This window comes from Rhodococcus sp. NPDC056960 (assembly GCF_042674125.1).
Taxonomy (GTDB): Bacteria; Actinomycetota; Actinomycetes; order Mycobacteriales; family Mycobacteriaceae; genus Rhodococcus_F.
Genome location: NZ_JBHURF010000035.1, coordinates 37,937 through 53,663 on the forward strand (window position 1 = coordinate 37,937; position 15,727 = coordinate 53,663).

A 15,727-nucleotide genomic window follows, 5' to 3' on the forward strand; every position below is an offset into this window, starting at 1 on the left:
TCCCGACTGTCTCCCGAAAATTCTGCCACCTGCAGGGTTGCCAACCCTAACCGGGTGGCGGGTGCGAATGAATCACCGAATCCGCCCACCGGCCCGATGGTGTCGAAGGCCCTGAAGGCGCAGACGATTCGACCCTTCCGCCCCGGGTGTGGTACGGCTGCGGACCTCGGTACGACACCCCAAGGGTTAGGTACGGCATGCCTTATATACTAGGCCGATGCCGAGCCCGTCCGACCGCGTCGAACGGACCGGCGTACCCCTCGCACGCCGGCTCGGCGGATACGGCGACGCCGTCGCGCTGATCACGGAGGACGGCACGGTCTCGTACCGTGACCTGGCCGGCAGGGTCGAGGGCGCGGCTCGGCGGTTGGGCGAGACCCGGCGTCTGATCCTGATCGCCGGCGCCCACAAGATCGATCTGCTCGTCACCTACCTCGCGGCCCTGTCGGCCGGACACCCGGTGCTGCTGGCACCGGGCGACAGACCCGACGGCCTCGACAGCCTGATCGCCGCGTACCGCCCGGACGTCGTGGTGCGCGGATGCGACAGTGCCGGACACGCGGTGCTCGAGGAGGTACGCGCGGGCTCGGCGCACCTGCTGCACCCCGACCTCGCACTGCTGCTGACCACCTCCGGGTCGACCGGATCCCCGAAACTGGTCCGCCTCTCGCACCGCAACGTCCAGGCCAACGCCGAGTCGATCGCGCGGTACCTCGACCTCGCGACAACCGATCGGGCCGCGACGACGCTGCCCATGCATTACTGCTACGGGCTGTCCGTCATCCACAGCCACCTGCTCCGCGGTGCGGGCGTCATCCTGACGCCGCGCCCGATCACCGACCCCCGGTTCTGGGAGCTGTTCCGGACCGCCCGCGGCACTTCCTTCGCGGGCGTGCCGTACACCTTCGATCTGCTCGACCGGACCGGATTCGATCGTGCCGAGCTGCCGGACCTGCGCTACATCACGCAAGCCGGAGGCCGGCTCGCTCCGGACCGGGTACGTGCCTACGCCGAGTTGGGCCGGCGGCGGGGCTGGAAGTTGTTCGTCATGTACGGGCAGACGGAGGCGACCGCCCGGATGGCGTACCTGCCACCGGAACTCGCCGCCCGCCACCCGGAGGCGATCGGCCGTCCGATTCCGGGTGGAACCTTCCGCCTCGATCCCGTCGCCGACGGCCCGGCCGGGACAGGCGAGCTGGTCTATGCGGGACCGAACGTGATGCTCGGCTACGCGCATTCCCCGGACGACCTCCAGCTCGGCGACACCCTCGGCGGCGAACTCCGCACCGGTGACCTCGCCCGGCAGCGCGACGACGGGCTGTACGAAGTGGTCGGCCGGCGCAGCCGCTTCGCCAAGATCTACGGCCTGCGGATCGATCTGCAGCAAGTCGAGTCGAGGCTCGCGGAGAAGGGGCTGCGGATCTGCTGTGTGCCCGGTGCGGACGAACTCGTCGTGGCCGTCGAGAACGGCGACGAGGCCGCCGCCCGCGAGGCCGCCGCGCGCGCCGCGGGTCTTCCGGTCGGTGCGGTCCGAGCGTGCGTCGTCGACGAACTGCCGCGCACGGCCACCGGCAAGCCCGACTTCCACGCCGTGCACGAACTCGCCCGCAGCCACGAGCCGGCGACGGTCATCCCGCCGAAGCCCGGTCCCGACACGGCCGCCCTGCGCGCGATGTATGCCGACATCCTGCACTGCCCGAACGTCACCGACGACAGCTCATTCGTCAGCTTGGGCGGCGACTCGCTCTCCTACGTGCGGATGTCCGTGCGGCTCGAGCAGATGATCGGCCACCTCCCCGAGGACTGGCACACCACACGTATCGGGGACTTCACGCCGCGCCGCCGACACCGGTGGCCGGCCGTGGAAACCAACGTTCTCCTCCGCGCGGTCGCGATAGTCCTGATCGTCGGGTCACACATCCACCTCTTCGCGGTCCTCGGCGGAGCGCACGTGCTCCTCGGCGTCGCGGGCTACAACTTCGCCCGGTTCCACCTCAGCGAGGCCGAACGAACCGAACGCATGCGCCGCACCCTGCGGAGTGTGGGCCGGATCGCCGTCCCGAGCATGGTGTTCATCGGGTGCGTCATCGCCGTGACCGGCGAATACCGTGTCACCAGCGCGTTCTTGCTCAACGGGATCCTCGGTCCGCCCGGATGGACCATCGAATGGCGGTACTGGTTCGTCGAGGCGATCGTGTACATCCTGCTCGCCGCCGGCGCCGTCCTCGCCATCCCGCTCGCCGACCGCGCCGAGAGGACGTACCCCTTCCCGTTCGCGATGGGACTCGTCACGCTCGGCCTCCTCACCCGCTACGCGGTGGTCCCCGTCGACGACGGCCTCAACCGCATCCTCACCGCATCGGTGGTCTTCTGGCTGTTCGCTCTCGGCTGGGCCGCCGCCAAGGCGACAACGGTACGCCGGCGCCTCTGCGTCACGGCGGCGATCGTGGCGACGGTCCCCGGCTTCTTCTTCGGCGACACGCAACGGGAACTCGTCGTCATCGGCGGACTGTGCCTGCTGGTGTGGGTGCGGTCCGTCCGCTGCCCGACGGCACTGATCCGGGTCGCCGGCGTCCTGGCGAGCGCGTCGCTCTACATCTACCTGACCCACTTCGAGGTGTACCTGCCGCTTCGCGAGAAGTACCCGTGGCCGGCGTTCGCCCTCTCACTCCTGGCCGGCGTCATCTACTGGCAGGCAGTGACGTTCACCGTCCGGTTGCTCGCGACTGTTTCGAGGACTCGAATGTCTCCGCGCCGAACGCCGAGAACGGCAGTCGCGCCAACTGCGTGTGGACCCGCACGATGCCGCCACAGCAGCGGTAATCAACTTGCTCGGCGGCGAGGAAGCCTGCCGCCGCGCGAAGCCCCGGAGATTGTTGCCGACGCCTCAATCGCCTGATTGATCTTCGCCAGGTAATCCTCGAGGACGAACGGGATGGTCAGGGGATTCGGCATCGAGACCGCATCGCTGACAATCGGATCCAAGCTGATCAACCCTCCCGATTCGACCACGTCGAGACCGGTGAACGTGGGCTGTGATTCCATCTCGCCGCGCGACTTCTCGTAATTGTCGAACAGCAGGTAGTCGCATTCGAGAAGGTCGTAGTTCTCGGCGGAGATCTCGAAGTTGAGTTTGCCGGCGAATCACTCCTTCAGTGCGGGCGGCGGGGTGAAGCACGGTCGGCGCGACAGCTCTGAGCTGTCGGTACAGCGGCTCGTCGATCGCGTTGTTGACTGCAATGATCAGATCGGGGCAGCGATCGTCTCGATGTCGAAGTCGGTGGTGGCGTTGGCCAGAGGCGTGGGTTCGGTTCCCTGGATGCTCGAGTCGGCCCACACACCGATGCCGGCGTCGGTCGATCCCTTCCAGACCGGGACCAGGACTGGGGTCAGTCCGAGTGATCGACACCAGAGATCGGCACCGTTCCAGATTCGCCGGAACTCTCCACACGCCAGTGATCTCACCGTGACGCTTCGGCCGCTGAGCATCATTTCTCGGGGTCAGGTGCGCCGAGGATGACAAGGAGGTCTTCGAGAAGCCGGTCGGCCTGGCCGTCACTCGTGTAGGTGATGCGGACCGCTTCCCACCCGTACGACGAGCGCTCGTCCGTGGCCGTGCCGGGGCGCCGGGGCAGCGAGCAAACGCGCTCAAGCCGGTCCGTCGGCTTTCCTGAGATCTGGATCGACCACCCGGTCTGCCCCCCGGCGAGTCGTATCCCGGAATGTCAAGTCTCGACCCGACGGGATACGGCCCGCACCCTCCACGTTAAACCACACCCGGGCCGACCTCAATGACCAGTTCGGGGGCGTTCAAGAGACTGCCCTTCACGGCACCATGGGCGTGGGCGTGTGGTTTGCTCGACCGTATGTCTCCGCAATCCCCGACCTCCGCCCGGGCAGCGCTGTTCGACGTCGACGGCACGCTGGTCGATACCAATTACCTGCATGTTCGGGCGTGGCAACGGGCGTTCCGGGAGATCGGTCACGACGTGGACGCGTGGCGGGTGCACCGCGCGATCGGCCTGGATTCGTCGCTTCTGCTGGAAGCGCTCCTCGGAGACGACGCGGACTCGCTCGGAGACCGCGCAAAGGATCTCCACAAGACGTATTACCTCGGCGCGCGGGACAGCATGCAACCGCTCGCCGGGGCCCGGGAGCTGATCCGAGAACTGCACGGCCGCGGTGTACAGGTCGTCCTCGCCACCTCGGCCCCCGAGGAGGAACTCGACGTATTGCGGGAGGTTCTGTCGGTCGACTCGTGCATCGCACACACAACCTCTGCCGCGGACGTCGATCACGCGAAACCGGATCCCGGAGTGATTCACGCAGCTATGGAGCGCTCGTCCACGTCCGGGGAGACTGCGGTGATGGTGGGCGACGCAGTGTGGGATGCCAAAGCGGCGTCCCGGGCCGGTGTCACGTTCATCGGCGTGCTCAGTGGCGGCATCTCCCGCGCCGAATTGGCGACAGCCGGCGCGGAAGCCGTGTTCGAGGACGCACAGGACCTACTGGACCACCTCGACTCCAGTCCCCTGGCGCGGTTGCTTGGCCTCTAACCTCGCGACGCCCACGCCTGCGCGATCTCGGGATATGCAGCGGCGATCTCGTCGACGCGGCCGTCGGTCGCGGTGTCGATTTCGGCTCGATAGCGCTGCGCTGTCACCAGCGGGCCCTCCGATCCCTCGGATCCGGGATCTCCGGCCGGCGCGTCCGCCTCCCACTCATGGATCACTTCGTCGAGGCGACGTGCGACGAATTCCTTCTTGCTCTCGGTCATCATCTATTCCTTTCCGTAACGCTCAACGGCCGACGATGTCGATGACTGTTTCCTCGTCCGAGCCCGGTCTCGAGTCGGTGTCGAGCAGCTGGAATCTGTGGCCGCTTCCTCGGCCGTCATCACATACAGGAGGCATTCCCCACCTCCGCCTCGAACGAAACAACTACGGCTCTACTCGTCGAGGTTGTACGACTCGCGTGCACGTGGCGACTCTGCCCGCTCGGTCTCTCGCACCCCTCACCAGCCCGAAGCTAAATCCGTTTCAGCCCTGCTTGATTCGAACCGCACTGGTGATCCGATCTGATCCCGGCATTGCCTCATCACCGAGTCCGCGCGAACAGTTCGCGTCGGCACCTCACAAATCGGCGATGGCCCGGGTTGTCACGACTGTGCGAGGGTTGGTGACACAGATGGCCGTCGAAATCAGAGACCGGAGGCATCGATGTTGCTCGATGGGATCAACCACGTTGCGTGGATCTCCAAGGACGCCGCCCGGTTGGGCCGGTTCTACGCCGAGGTATTCGATGCGGACGTCGGACCTACCCGTACCCACGGCGACGACGGCACGGAGACGATGACCAGCATCCGGATCGGCCCCCACACGGAGCTGAACATCTTCGTGATCGAAGGCAACACCGAAGCCGAGCGTCAGACCCCCATGTGGGGGCGGGGTCGCATCGACCACGTCGGCCTGCAGGCCGCCTCACAAGAAGCCTTCACTGCGATTCGGCAACGACTGATCGATACCGGGGCGAGCGATGGAACGATCAACGATTTCGGCGCGGTGCAGAGCATCTTCTTCCGAGATCCCGACGGTCTCGAAGGAGAAGTACTGGTCGCCAAATCGGTGACCTGAGTCCCTGAGCGGATGGGTACCGTCGGTGCGCTGGCGCGTCAGCTCGCGTGCGCGTGCGGATGCGGGGGAAGTTGGGCGAGGAGCTGCTCCCACTCCTCGAACCGGACGGCGTCGGGTGCGCGCCGCTGGGACGGCGATCCGGCAGCGAGGTCGACCAGCTTTCGGGCAGCACCGACCACGGTCAGGTGATGACGGCGGGATACGTCGAGAAGTTCGTCGAACGCCTGGGCGTCACTGCAGCGGCGGGCTGCGATCAGGATGCCCTTCGCGGTGGCGAGAAGTTCGCGACCATCAGGGCGTCGTCGGGGAATCAGGCGAGTCGGGGCGGGAACGGGGGTCAGCAGTGATTCGGCGGTGTCCTCGATCATGCGTTGTCCTTTGCTCTCGTGCATCGGCCGGGACTCGCCGGTGTGCCGGCAGACAATCCCGAGCCGACGTGAATGTGAGTCACGTCACTGTCGATGCCCGACCAGTTCTAGCACACCGGCACCGGCCCTGCCATCTACACAAACGTCCAGATACGGATTAACCGTTCGTCGCAACCTTGCCGCAGCGGTCTCAGTCGGTGGATCCACTGCTGGATCTCGCCGATCAGAAGTCCTCGTCGATGCACGCCAGACGGTCACCCGCCGTCCCGGCCTGGCCGGGTCCGGTCATCGTCCGTTGTGTGTGAAGCACCACGGATTTGGCCTCGTCGGCGCGGAACTCCCAGTCCACGGCCGTCGACGATTGAGCGTTGCCGCTCCGGTCGGTCGTGACGTCGAGCCAGATCTCGTTCCGAGGGTTCGCATAGGCAGGATCCGACGGCTGCGGTCCGCACCGCTGCTTGTGTACGTGCACACCGAAGTCGCGGTTGGGTGCCAAGCCGGTCGCGTGGAACGTGACCGTTGTGCGGCCGTCTCCCTTCTCGGATTCGACGTCCACCGACGAGCCCACCGGGACGGCCGCCTGATCGTAGGTGAACGCGTTGCCCTCGCCGACCTCGCCAGGAAGCTGAAACGCCCCTCCCTCCGTTCTGGGAAGCAACACACTGGTCGTTGCCTCGGTCGACGTCGGCGGGGTCTCGACGGTGGCCTGCTCGTCCGTCGAGGAATCGCCGCCGCATCCGGCGGCGACGAGAGCAATGACGGATATGCCTGACATCACGATCGCGCCTCGAGTGTTTATACCTTCGGCCATTATCCCGCCCCGGCGACGCCGAATCAGCGGCGAACCCACCGCGCCGGCGCCGCCGACCATGTGGGTGCTCCCACTCGTGTCCACGGTCATCGAACGCGCCTTCACCCTGGACGACGTCACCGGTGTGCTGTGGTCACCCGGAATCCGGTCCCCACGGTGCACCCCGGTATCGGCGTCCGGTCCCGTGCCGGACGCGGATACCACTCTCGCCGCATTCGCGAAGCGGACGATCGAGGGCGCAATGCGGCTATTCGTCGAGTGCTGCCATCTCTAGCGTGAGTCCCGTTCAACCAGTGAGTCAGGTAACAACGAGCCCATCGAGTGTCGCCCGACACACCGGCGAGGAGGGTGGTTGGGGACGGATTTCGCGGCGACAACCGTCGAGGCGAGCCGTCGAGCGATAGTCGAAACCACGGGCAACGTTGCAGTGCAATTCAATACAACTACATGTCGAATGCGAGATCGCCTCCACGTCGGCGACCTCTTCGAACCGAACGCTACGGAGTCCGGGCACCGAAACCGCAACATCTCACCCTGTGCCGACCTGCTCGCTGCCTTCCCTGAGTGAGTTCCCGAAACGCCACTACCACGAATGTGATTCGTCAAAACAGAAGGGCCGCACCCATGTCCATCCGAGAATCCATAGATCAAGCTCCCATGAGCAAATATCAGGTCATGGTCGTAGGGATCTGCCTCGTGATCGTCCTGTCGGAAGGCTATGACCTACTGTTGATGGCGTTCGCTGCCTCCGGTGTCGCACAGGAGTTCGCGCTCAACGGCTCCCAGACCGGATTGCTGCTCAGCAGTGCCCTGGTCGGTATGGCGTTGGGATCGGCGTTCATCGCCCCACTGGCCGACCGCACCGGGCGGCGACCGCTGACCCTTGCATGTCTGCTCCTGGTGACCGTAACGATGGCCTTGGCATCGCTCACCACGAGCTTCGCACAGCTCGGAGTGTGCCGGTTGCTGACCGGGCTCGGTATCGGCGGCCTGGTGGCGAGCCTGCCGGTCCTGACCGCCGAGTTCTCTCCCCGCCGCCGCCGGGGAACCATGATCGCCCTGTACACCACCGGGTTGCCGCTGGGCGGAGTGATCGGCGGTCTGGTCGCCGCGCTGCTCACCTCCACCTTCAGCTGGCGTGCCAGCTTCGTCGCAGGCGCCGTCCTGACGTTCCTGTTGCTCGTTCTCGTCTACGCACGAATGCCCGAATCGCTCGACTATCTGCTGGTGCGCCGTCCCGAGGGCGCACTCGAGGCGATCAACACCACCTTGCCGAAAATGGGACTGACCCCGATCGCCGAACTGCCGAAACCGGAACCGCAGGCCGAGCAGGGCATGAAGGCGGCGATCTTCAGTGGGCGCAACGGAATCCGCTCGCTGCTCCTCGGGTCCGCCTTCTTCATCATGATGGCGGCGTTCTATTTCGCGGCGAGCTGGACCCCCAAGCTCCTGCAGCAGAGCGGACTGTCCGCCCAGCAGGGCATCAGCGGTGGAATGCTGCTCAATTTCGGCGGGGCGGCGGCCACGGTGACCTTCAGCGTCCTTGCGATCGTGGTCACCAGCCGAACTCTGACCACCGCGGCGCTCGTCGGCGCGAGCGTGTCCTTCCTCGCGATGAGCACGGCGTTGGGGAGCCTCACCACCGCGCTCCTCGCGGCGGTCGCGGTCGGTGCGTTCGTCAACGCCAGCGCCACCGGCCTCTACGCACTCGCCCCGGACTGCTACCCAGCGTCCGTCCGCGCCACCGCCGTCGGCTGGGCGTCCGCGGTCGGCCGGCTCGGGGCCATCATCTCGCCCATTCTGGCCGGCGTCCTGATCGACCGATCCTGGACACCGTCGTCACTGTTCATCCTGTTCGCGATCCCGCTGCTGATCGGCGCCGTCCTCGTTGCAGCGATCAAAATGCCCGCACCGCAACAGGTATCCGTCATCAGCACGAGCCCTGAGGGAGTCCAGGCCTGAATTTCTGAGTAGCTGACAGTCGCTCGTCCGTCTCGGATCTACCGCGACGGACGAGCGAAACTCGGTCCTCACCCGAAGGTTTCAGGCAGGTTCGTGCTGGGTGAACCATGCCGAAGCGTTGGGAGGCGCGATGGATTCCATCAGTTTCAACGTGGTGGCGAGGTTCTTCTCCAGATGCTCGTGAAGCTGATCGCGGATCTGTTCGGGATCTCTGCTCTGGGCGGCGATCAACAGCGTGTTGTGGATGCGTTCTCGTTGCTCCACTGTCACGTGGGCGGCCTCGAACGGCTCGAATACGATCCGGATGTAGCGTTCGGCAGCGTCCCACAACGGCTCGAGTACTCGCAGGTCCCATTCGTTGGCCGCGGGACTGATCAACGCGGTGTGGAATCGTCGATGCAGCTCCCAGTGGGTGTCTTCCGACTTGGCGGAGAAGGTCTCCCGAACGAGCTCGCCGAGCTCATCGAGATCTTTGTCGGATCGCAGCGTCGCGGAGTGTGCAGCGAGTTCGGGTTCGAGTCGCAACCGGATACGGAAGATGTTTCGGAGATCGTCCGGATCGAGTGGAGCCACGACTGCACTGCGGGACGGGCTGAGGGTCACCAGACCTTGGGCTTCGAGTGTGCGCAGCGCCTCGCGTACAGGGACGTGGCTGACACCGAGTCGCTCGGTCAATGCCGGCACCGTAAATGGCTGCCCCGGCGAGAGTTCTCCGCTGAGAATGGCCCGCCGAATCTCGTGCAACACGAGATCGACAGCCGAGACCTTGCGGCTCACTACGGATCGCACGCTCGTCTTTGCGCTGGACACATGCCCTCCTTCCAGGAGGTTATATCTTAGCTCGAAGCCTTCCCCACGCCAGCCTGTTTAATATCTTGACAACTTATAAGTTAGATCATAGCGTGAGTGGGGTCACAAAAGATCGCCACGATGCGCTCGCGATCCGCTCTCCCGCAGACAGGTCGCCGCGCCGAGCACCGATCGGGCCGGTGCCAATTCCTTCGTCCGTCAGCCAAGCCGCTGACCACTACGAATCATCCTGAGAGGACTTTGCATGACTGAGTCAGCACCCGAGGACTGCCAGGGCACCGACATAGATCCGTTTTCGGACGAGTTCCTGACCGACCCGTTTCCATTTCTCGCGGAACTCCGCGAGCTCGGGGACGTCTTCTATCTGCGTAAATACCAGGCCTGGGGGGTCGCCCGGCACACCCAGGTCACAGCCGTGCTGCAGAACCCGGACGTCTTCTCGAATGCGGCGGGCGTCGGTTACTCGAACTTGAAGAAGGAAGAGCCGTGGCGGGCGCCGAGCATCATCCTCGAAGTCGATCCGCCGGTTCACACCACAACGCGCGGAATTCTGACACGCATCCTCTCGCCCCGCGCCCTCCGTGAACTTCGGGAACGGTTCGCCGCCGAGGCCTCAGTTCTCGCCGATCGGCTGGTCGAAGCCGAAACCTTCGACGCGGTCACCGATCTCGCCCAGGCGTACATTCTCAAGGTTTTCCCCGACTCCCTGGGATTACCACCGAACAATCGCGAAAATCTGCTCACGTACGGCGGGATCACGTTCGACTCGCTCGGTCCGCGTAACCCTCGTTTCGAGGCGGCTATGAACCGTGCCGAACAGATCCGTGAATGGGTGGGCGAGAACTGCGCACGACGAGCCCTGGCGCCCGGGGGCTTCGGCGCCAAGATCTTCAAGGCCGCGGACACAGGTGAGGTGACTGAGGACGAGGCCGCACTGTTGGTCCGCTCCTTTCTGACCGCCGGTGTCGACACCACGGTCAGCGCACTCGGGTTCGCGATCCGTAGATTCGCCGAGCACCCCGATCAGTGGGACATGTTGCGGCAGGACCCTTCGCTCGCTCGATCTGCCTTCGACGAGGTCGTCCGCATCGACTCACCGGTCACCGGCTTCTTCCGTACCACCACGAAGGAAACGGTGCTGGGCACCAGTACCATTCCAGCAGAGCAAAAGGTGATGGTGCTCTTCTCCGGCGCCAACCGCGACCCCGATCGGTGGGACGAGCCGGACCGGTTCGACATCACCCGTCGAACCGCGGGTCACACCGGATTCGGCGCCGGAATCCACGGCTGTGCGGGGCAGATGGTCGCCCGTTTGGAAACTGAGGCGCTGCTGACCGAGTTGGCGCAGCGGGTCTCGCACTGGGAACTGGCCGGACCGCCCGCCGTCGCCCTCAACAACACCCTGCGGGCGCTCGAGAGTTTGCCCGTCCGTGCGCATCAGGATGCAGCGCACCGAGCAGCCCCGGCTTCCGTCTGACATCTCGTTGCCATCGACTTCCAGAATCATCCATCCGAAGGTAGAACAGTCATGCCGAAAGTAACGTTCCTCCACAACGACGGCACCGACGATGTCGTCGACGCCTCCCCCGGGACCACCCTGATGCAGACCGCCATGTTAGGTGACGTGGCCGGCATCGTCGCCGAATGTGGTGGTTCGATGATGTGCGCCACCTGCCATGTCTACGTCCACGAAGACTGGATGCAGAGAGTCGGCGAGCGTGGCGAGATGGAGGAGGAAATGCTCGAATCCACCTCGGAGCCATCTCGGCCGACGAGTCGGCTGTCTTGCCAGATCACCGTGTCCGAAGACCTGGACGGCCTGATCGTCGAGACACCGCGAACCCAGCTGTGAACGCACCGCGCATCGTCATCGCGGGCGCCGGGACGGCAGGGCACCACCTCGCGGCCGCCCTACGGGAGTCCGGATTCGACGGGGCCGTGTCCCTGATCGGTGACGAACCCCATCTGCCGTATAACCGCCCACCACTGTCCAAGGACTATCTAGTGGGCACAGCGCATCCGGACAGTCTGAGCCTGCGCGCGCCTGCGTTTTACACCGAGCACAAGGTCGCCACCCACCTCGGTGTCCCGGTCAAGCAGATCGATCGGACCACCCACCGAGTCGTCCTCGCCGACGACCGGGCCCTCGACTACGACCATCTCGTCCTGGCGCTGGGTGCATCCCCCCGGCCCATCGACATACCAGGGCGGGACCTCGGAGGGGTGGTGGAGCTGCGCACCCGCGCCGACGCCGAAGCGCTCCGCAAATACCTACGCGAAGGCTGCCGGGTGGTAGTCGTCGGCGGTGGATTCATCGGACTCGAGGTCGCAGCCGCCGCCCGCAAACGCGGCGCCGACGTCACGGTGCTCGAGGCGATGCCCACTCTGATGAGCCGGGCCCTGTCCGCCACCGCCGCAGCGTATCTCGCCGAGTTGCATACCGCGCAGGGCGTTCGGGTGATCTGCTCCACTGCGGTGTCCGCACTGGAAGGCAGCGCAGGACGCGTTCACGCCGTCACCACCTCGGGTGGGCAGCGCCTCGCCGCCGATGTCGTCGTCCTCGGCATCGGCGTCGTGCCGAACGTCGCGCCTGCGGCGGCGGCCGGCCTCGACGTCGCCAACGGCATCGTCGTCGACGAATATCTGACCACCAGCGACCCGAGGATTTCCGCAGTCGGGGACTGCGCAAACTTCCCCGTGCCCTGCGGTGACCGAATCCGCCTCGAATCAATACAGAACGCGGTCGATCAGGCACGCTACGTGGCCCGACGGATCTACGGGCACACCGGGACATACAGTGCGGTGCCCTACTTCTGGAGCGATCAGTTCGGCATGAAACTGCAAATCGTGGGCCGTGCTGCACGCTCTGATCGCGCCGTCATCCGAGGCACCGCTACGAAGTTCTCCATCTTCCGCTTTCACGGCGACGAGCTTGCCGCAGTGGAATCGATCAATGACCCGATGACGCATCTGACCGTGCGCAAGATTCTCGGCGCGGGCGGCACCCTCACCCCCGACCAGGCAGACGACACTGTTGATCTGCGTGCACTGGCACGCAGCCTCGCGGGCTGACCGTCCCGCGCCACCCCAACCGGGGCGCATCCAAGTGCAACCACCTCACTTTGCCGAAGGAGTCCAGCCATGAACGACAACAGCGATGACGTCACACAGGTGACCCAGATCGTCCTCCGGGAACGGCAAGCGCGTGACCGCGGGTGGTGGGACCGAATGAGCGAGTGCATACACCCCGACGCGCACATCCGGCTCAGTTGGTTTCGGGGCACCGGCGCGCAATTCGTTGTCGAATCGCAGAAGATGAGCAGCCGAGGCCAGAAGGCCACGCACCGGCTGTCCCCGCCCGTCGTCGCCGTGCACGGGGAGCGGGCCGTTGTCGAGATCTCGGCCGCAATCGAATTCCGGGACGTCATCGGAGGAGTCGAGGCGGACCTCACCTCGTTCACCCGACTGATCTACCGACTCGAAAAGACGTCCGGAACCTGGCAGATCGTGTCCCTGGATCCGATCTACGAACGTGACAGCCTCGTTCCGACCGTGCCCGGGGAGATTCCACAGATCGACCGGGCCGCGCTCGCGGCGGTCCGCGCGCCGTATCGGTTCCTCGGCTACTACCTCGTCCAGAGTGGTTACGACATCACCGACGACCTGTACGGTGACGATCAGCCGGCCGAGGTCGAGGACCTCTACCGCTCCAGTTTCGCCTGGGCAGCAGAGAGCCCGGCCATCACAGGGTAGCCACCCGGTTGGCCTGCACCGCGTCCGGAGAGAAAATGGTTGCTGCCGAGCACGATCAGCGTGGCGCAAAGTCCCTTGCAACCCGGAGCAGGGCGTCGGTCCCGCCGGGCTCGCCGACACTGATCCGTACACCCTCACCGGCGAAGGGCCGCACCATCACTCCCGCCACCTCGCACGCGGCGGCGAACGTATCGCTGCGTTCACCGAGGCGAAGCCAGAGATAGTTCGCGTGACTGTCCGGCACGCTCCAGCCCTGAGCCAGCAACGCCTCACGCATCCGAGATCGCTCGGCGACAAGCCGCGCCACCCTTTCGACAAGTTCGTCCTCCCGCTGCAGTGAGGCGAGAGCGGCGCTTTGAGCGATGGTGGACACCCCGAATGAGACGGCGGTCTTGCGAAGTGCGGCGGCAACCGGCTCCTGCGCGACCGCGTAGCCGATGCGCAACCCGGCCAAACCGTATGCCTTGGAGAAGGTGCGGAGGGCAACCACGTTCGGCCGGGTTCGATACATGTCCAGTGCGTTGACAGCGTCGGGATCGCGGACGAACTCGACGTACGCCTCGTCGATCACCACCAGCACCCGCTCCGGTATCCGGTCCAGAAATCGCGCCACGTCCGTCCGGTGCAGCGCGCGACCGGTCGGGTTGTTCGGGGTACACAGAAAGATCAGCCGCGTGCGGTCGGTGACCGCGTCGGCCATTGCGTCGAGGTCGTGAGCCTCGTCCTCGGTGAGTGGCATCTGGATCGAGCGGGCGCCACTGATCCCGGCGACTATCGGGTACGACTCGAACGAACGCCAGGCGTAAATGATCTCGTCCCCCGGCTCGGCACTGATCTGCACCAGTTGCTGGATCAGGCCGATGGAACCAGTTCCGAAGGCGATGTGATCCGTCGGGACGTCCAAGTGCTCGGCGAGAGCACGGGTCAGAACGGCGCAGGTCAGATCCGGGTACCGGTTGAGCTGCCCGGCGGCGGCGACTGCCGCATCCAACACACCCGGTAGGGGCGGATAGGGGTTCTCATTCGAGGACAGCTTCCAGCTCGTCCGGTCGCCCGCCGGGGCGGCTCTGCCGGGTGTGTACTCGGGGATCCCCGCGAGCACGGAGCGCAGGCGCGGGCCGACCCGGCCGGCATCGCGCGCGGGGATCAGTCCAGCCCGGCGCCCAGAGCCCTGTGCCTCGGCTGATTCGTCAGCGCTCGACTGACCGTTCATCTCTCGTCTTTCGCAAAATGTCGCAAGCCCTGATGCCCGCGGTGGCCATCAGTGGCGGCGCTCATTGCAGCACTGCCGCATCGTATCCCGACTCCAATCGCTGCCGGACGGTGGTGAGATAGCGGGCGGCGTCGGCGCCGTCGACGATGCGGTGGTCGTAGGACAGCGACAGGTATGCCATCGACCGGACTTCGATCTGTAGTGCTCCGCCCTCGCCGCGGGTGGGGACGAGGCGTTCGACGACAGTCCCGATGCCGAGGATGGCGGATTGTGGTTGGTTGATGATAGGGGTGTCGAACAGTGCGCCGCGGCTGCCGGTGTTGGTGATGGTGAACGTGCCACCGGTGAGATCGTCCGGGCTGATCATTCCGGTTCGAACAGTGTCGGCGCTGGAGGCTATGGCTCGGGCGAGCGTGGCGATGTCGTGTGCGTGGGCGTCGCGGATCACCGGCACCATCAGTCCCTTGTCGCTGTCGACTGCCATTCCCAGATGCACAGCGGCGTGATAGGTCACCTCGGTGCAATCCGGGTTCACCGAGGCGTTGAGGATCGGATGCTCGTCGAGCGCCGCGACCGCCGCCGCGACGAAGAATGGCAGGAACGACAGCTTCACCCCGGTACGGCTGTGGAACTCGTCCTTGTGGGCGGTGCGCAGTCGGGCAATCTCGGTGACATCGACCTCGACCACGGTTGTGAGTTGCGCTGAGGTCTGCAGAGATTCGAGCATGCGACGTGCGATGGTCTGCCGGATCCGTGGCAACTTCTCGATGTGATCGGCAGGGGCAGGGCGCGACGCGGTCGCCGCCGATGGCACCACCGGCGGCGCGATCGCGGCGGGTGTCGAGACGTCCGGTGCGGACGCGGGTGTGGACGGGGTGGGTTGCGGGGGTGGCGGAGCGGTATCAGCGGCGCCGATCAGTGCGAGCGCGCCGCCGACGTCGACGACCTCGTCTTCGGCGGCGAGCAGTTCGACGACGATGCCGTCGGAGGGGGACGGTATTTCGGTGTCGACCTTGTCGGTGGCGACCTCGAGCAGCGGCTCGCCCGCCTCGACTCGGTCCCCTCGGGCTTTGAGCCAGCGGGTGATCGTGGCTTCGGTGACGTTCTCGCCGAGCGACGGCAACACGACGGTGGTCGCGGCGATCTGATTCGTGGTCATTCGTGTTATCTCTCTGGG

General features: G+C 65.6%; 16 protein-coding genes. 9 read left to right on the plus strand and 7 right to left on the minus strand.

Annotated elements, in window-relative coordinates:
• Positions 1–217: 217 nt before the first annotated feature.
• Positions 218–2,899 (plus strand): AMP-binding protein, encoded by a 2,682-nt coding sequence (locus ACFTWF_RS38440; RefSeq protein WP_378466317.1) that lies wholly within the window; start codon positions 218–220, stop codon positions 2,897–2,899.
• A gap of 344 nt (positions 2,900–3,243) precedes the next feature.
• Here ACFTWF_RS38440 and ACFTWF_RS38445 read toward each other — a convergent pair whose 3' ends face one another.
• Positions 3,244–3,465, minus strand: a complete 222-nt coding sequence (locus tag ACFTWF_RS38445; protein ID WP_378466318.1) for a hypothetical protein — start codon at positions 3,463–3,465, stop codon at positions 3,244–3,246.
• A 401-nt stretch (positions 3,466–3,866) separates the two neighbouring features.
• Here ACFTWF_RS38445 and ACFTWF_RS38450 point away from each other — a divergent pair, with 401 nt between their 5' ends.
• Positions 3,867–4,556, plus strand: a complete 690-nt coding sequence (locus ACFTWF_RS38450; protein WP_378466319.1) for an HAD family hydrolase — start codon at positions 3,867–3,869, stop codon at positions 4,554–4,556.
• Here the strand turns inward: ACFTWF_RS38450 and ACFTWF_RS38455 are convergent.
• Positions 4,553–4,777, minus strand: coding sequence for a hypothetical protein (locus ACFTWF_RS38455; RefSeq protein WP_378466367.1), 225 nt, complete (start codon positions 4,775–4,777; stop codon positions 4,553–4,555). The genes ACFTWF_RS38450 and ACFTWF_RS38455 overlap by 4 nt on opposite strands.
• Positions 4,778–5,219: 442 nt before the next feature.
• Here ACFTWF_RS38455 and ACFTWF_RS38460 point away from each other — a divergent pair, with 442 nt between their 5' ends.
• Positions 5,220–5,633 (plus strand): VOC family protein, encoded by a 414-nt coding sequence (locus tag ACFTWF_RS38460; RefSeq protein WP_378466320.1) that lies wholly within the window; start codon positions 5,220–5,222, stop codon positions 5,631–5,633.
• A 38-nt stretch (positions 5,634–5,671) separates the two neighbouring features.
• On the opposite strand, the gene ACFTWF_RS38465 is transcribed toward ACFTWF_RS38460, so the two are convergent.
• The gene (locus ACFTWF_RS38465; protein WP_378466321.1) at positions 5,672–6,001 is read right to left on the minus strand and encodes an ANTAR domain-containing protein; all 330 of its coding nucleotides are present in this window, start codon (positions 5,999–6,001) and stop codon (positions 5,672–5,674) included.
• Positions 6,002–6,224: 223 nt separating this feature from the next.
• Entirely contained in the window at positions 6,225–6,776 is a 552-nt protein-coding gene (locus ACFTWF_RS38470) for a superoxide dismutase family protein (RefSeq protein WP_378466322.1), read from the minus strand.
• Between the two features lie 112 nt (positions 6,777–6,888).
• Here ACFTWF_RS38470 and ACFTWF_RS38475 point away from each other — a divergent pair, with 112 nt between their 5' ends.
• Positions 6,889–7,086, plus strand: coding sequence for a hypothetical protein (locus ACFTWF_RS38475; RefSeq protein ID WP_378466323.1), 198 nt, complete (start codon positions 6,889–6,891; stop codon positions 7,084–7,086).
• A gap of 383 nt (positions 7,087–7,469) precedes the next feature.
• Entirely contained in the window at positions 7,470–8,774 is a 1,305-nt protein-coding gene (locus ACFTWF_RS38480) for an MFS transporter (RefSeq protein ID WP_378466324.1), read from the plus strand.
• A gap of 81 nt (positions 8,775–8,855) precedes the next feature.
• Here ACFTWF_RS38480 and ACFTWF_RS38485 read toward each other — a convergent pair whose 3' ends face one another.
• The gene (locus tag ACFTWF_RS38485) at positions 8,856–9,584 is read right to left on the minus strand and encodes a GntR family transcriptional regulator (RefSeq protein WP_378466325.1); all 729 of its coding nucleotides are present in this window, start codon (positions 9,582–9,584) and stop codon (positions 8,856–8,858) included.
• Positions 9,585–9,828: 244 nt separating this feature from the next.
• Here ACFTWF_RS38485 and ACFTWF_RS38490 point away from each other — a divergent pair, with 244 nt between their 5' ends.
• From ACFTWF_RS38490 to ACFTWF_RS38505, 4 genes are all read left to right on the plus strand, one after another.
• Positions 9,829–11,061, plus strand: a complete 1,233-nt coding sequence (locus tag ACFTWF_RS38490; protein WP_378466326.1) for a cytochrome P450 — start codon at positions 9,829–9,831, stop codon at positions 11,059–11,061.
• Between the two features lie 51 nt (positions 11,062–11,112).
• Entirely contained in the window at positions 11,113–11,436 is a 324-nt protein-coding gene (locus tag ACFTWF_RS38495; RefSeq protein WP_378466327.1) for a 2Fe-2S iron-sulfur cluster-binding protein, read from the plus strand.
• Entirely contained in the window at positions 11,433–12,656 is a 1,224-nt protein-coding gene (locus tag ACFTWF_RS38500; protein ID WP_378466328.1) for an NAD(P)/FAD-dependent oxidoreductase, read from the plus strand. The genes ACFTWF_RS38495 and ACFTWF_RS38500 overlap by 4 nt, the downstream gene beginning before the upstream one ends.
• 69 nt (positions 12,657–12,725) lie before the next feature.
• Positions 12,726–13,337 (plus strand): nuclear transport factor 2 family protein, encoded by a 612-nt coding sequence (locus ACFTWF_RS38505; RefSeq protein WP_378466329.1) that lies wholly within the window; start codon positions 12,726–12,728, stop codon positions 13,335–13,337.
• Between the two features lie 55 nt (positions 13,338–13,392).
• Here the strand turns inward: ACFTWF_RS38505 and hisC are convergent, their stop codons facing one another.
• Both hisC and ACFTWF_RS38515 read right to left on the minus strand, forming a co-directional pair.
• On the minus strand, positions 13,393–14,550 hold the full coding sequence (hisC, locus tag ACFTWF_RS38510) for a histidinol-phosphate transaminase (RefSeq protein WP_378466330.1): 1,158 nt from the start codon (positions 14,548–14,550) through the stop codon (positions 13,393–13,395).
• 61 nt (positions 14,551–14,611) lie between these two features.
• The gene (locus tag ACFTWF_RS38515) at positions 14,612–15,709 is read right to left on the minus strand and encodes a 2-oxo acid dehydrogenase subunit E2 (protein ID WP_378466331.1); all 1,098 of its coding nucleotides are present in this window, start codon (positions 15,707–15,709) and stop codon (positions 14,612–14,614) included.
• Positions 15,710–15,727 lie beyond the last annotated feature (18 nt).

Bases quoted from the DNA above. Each gene is read 5' to 3' on its own strand.
- ACFTWF_RS38440 (WP_378466317.1), top strand. From the start codon at position 218: ATGCCGAGCCCGTCCGACCGCGTCGAACGGACCGGCGTACCCCTCGCA.
- ACFTWF_RS38515 (WP_378466331.1), bottom strand. From the start codon at position 15,709: ATGACCACGAATCAGATCGCCGCGACCACCGTCGTGTTGCCGTCGCTC.
- ACFTWF_RS38505 (WP_378466329.1), top strand. From the start codon at position 12,726: ATGAACGACAACAGCGATGACGTCACACAGGTGACCCAGATCGTCCTC.
- ACFTWF_RS38480 (WP_378466324.1), top strand. From the start codon at position 7,470: ATGAGCAAATATCAGGTCATGGTCGTAGGGATCTGCCTCGTGATCGTC.
- ACFTWF_RS38495 (WP_378466327.1), top strand. From the start codon at position 11,113: ATGCCGAAAGTAACGTTCCTCCACAACGACGGCACCGACGATGTCGTC.
- ACFTWF_RS38470 (WP_378466322.1), bottom strand. From the start codon at position 6,776: ATGTCAGGCATATCCGTCATTGCTCTCGTCGCCGCCGGATGCGGCGGC.
- ACFTWF_RS38460 (WP_378466320.1), top strand. From the start codon at position 5,220: ATGTTGCTCGATGGGATCAACCACGTTGCGTGGATCTCCAAGGACGCC.
- ACFTWF_RS38490 (WP_378466326.1), top strand. From the start codon at position 9,829: ATGACTGAGTCAGCACCCGAGGACTGCCAGGGCACCGACATAGATCCG.
- ACFTWF_RS38450 (WP_378466319.1), top strand. From the start codon at position 3,867: ATGTCTCCGCAATCCCCGACCTCCGCCCGGGCAGCGCTGTTCGACGTC.
- ACFTWF_RS38465 (WP_378466321.1), bottom strand. From the start codon at position 6,001: ATGATCGAGGACACCGCCGAATCACTGCTGACCCCCGTTCCCGCCCCG.
- ACFTWF_RS38455 (WP_378466367.1), bottom strand. From the start codon at position 4,777: ATGACCGAGAGCAAGAAGGAATTCGTCGCACGTCGCCTCGACGAAGTG.
- hisC (WP_378466330.1), bottom strand. From the start codon at position 14,550: ATGAACGGTCAGTCGAGCGCTGACGAATCAGCCGAGGCACAGGGCTCT.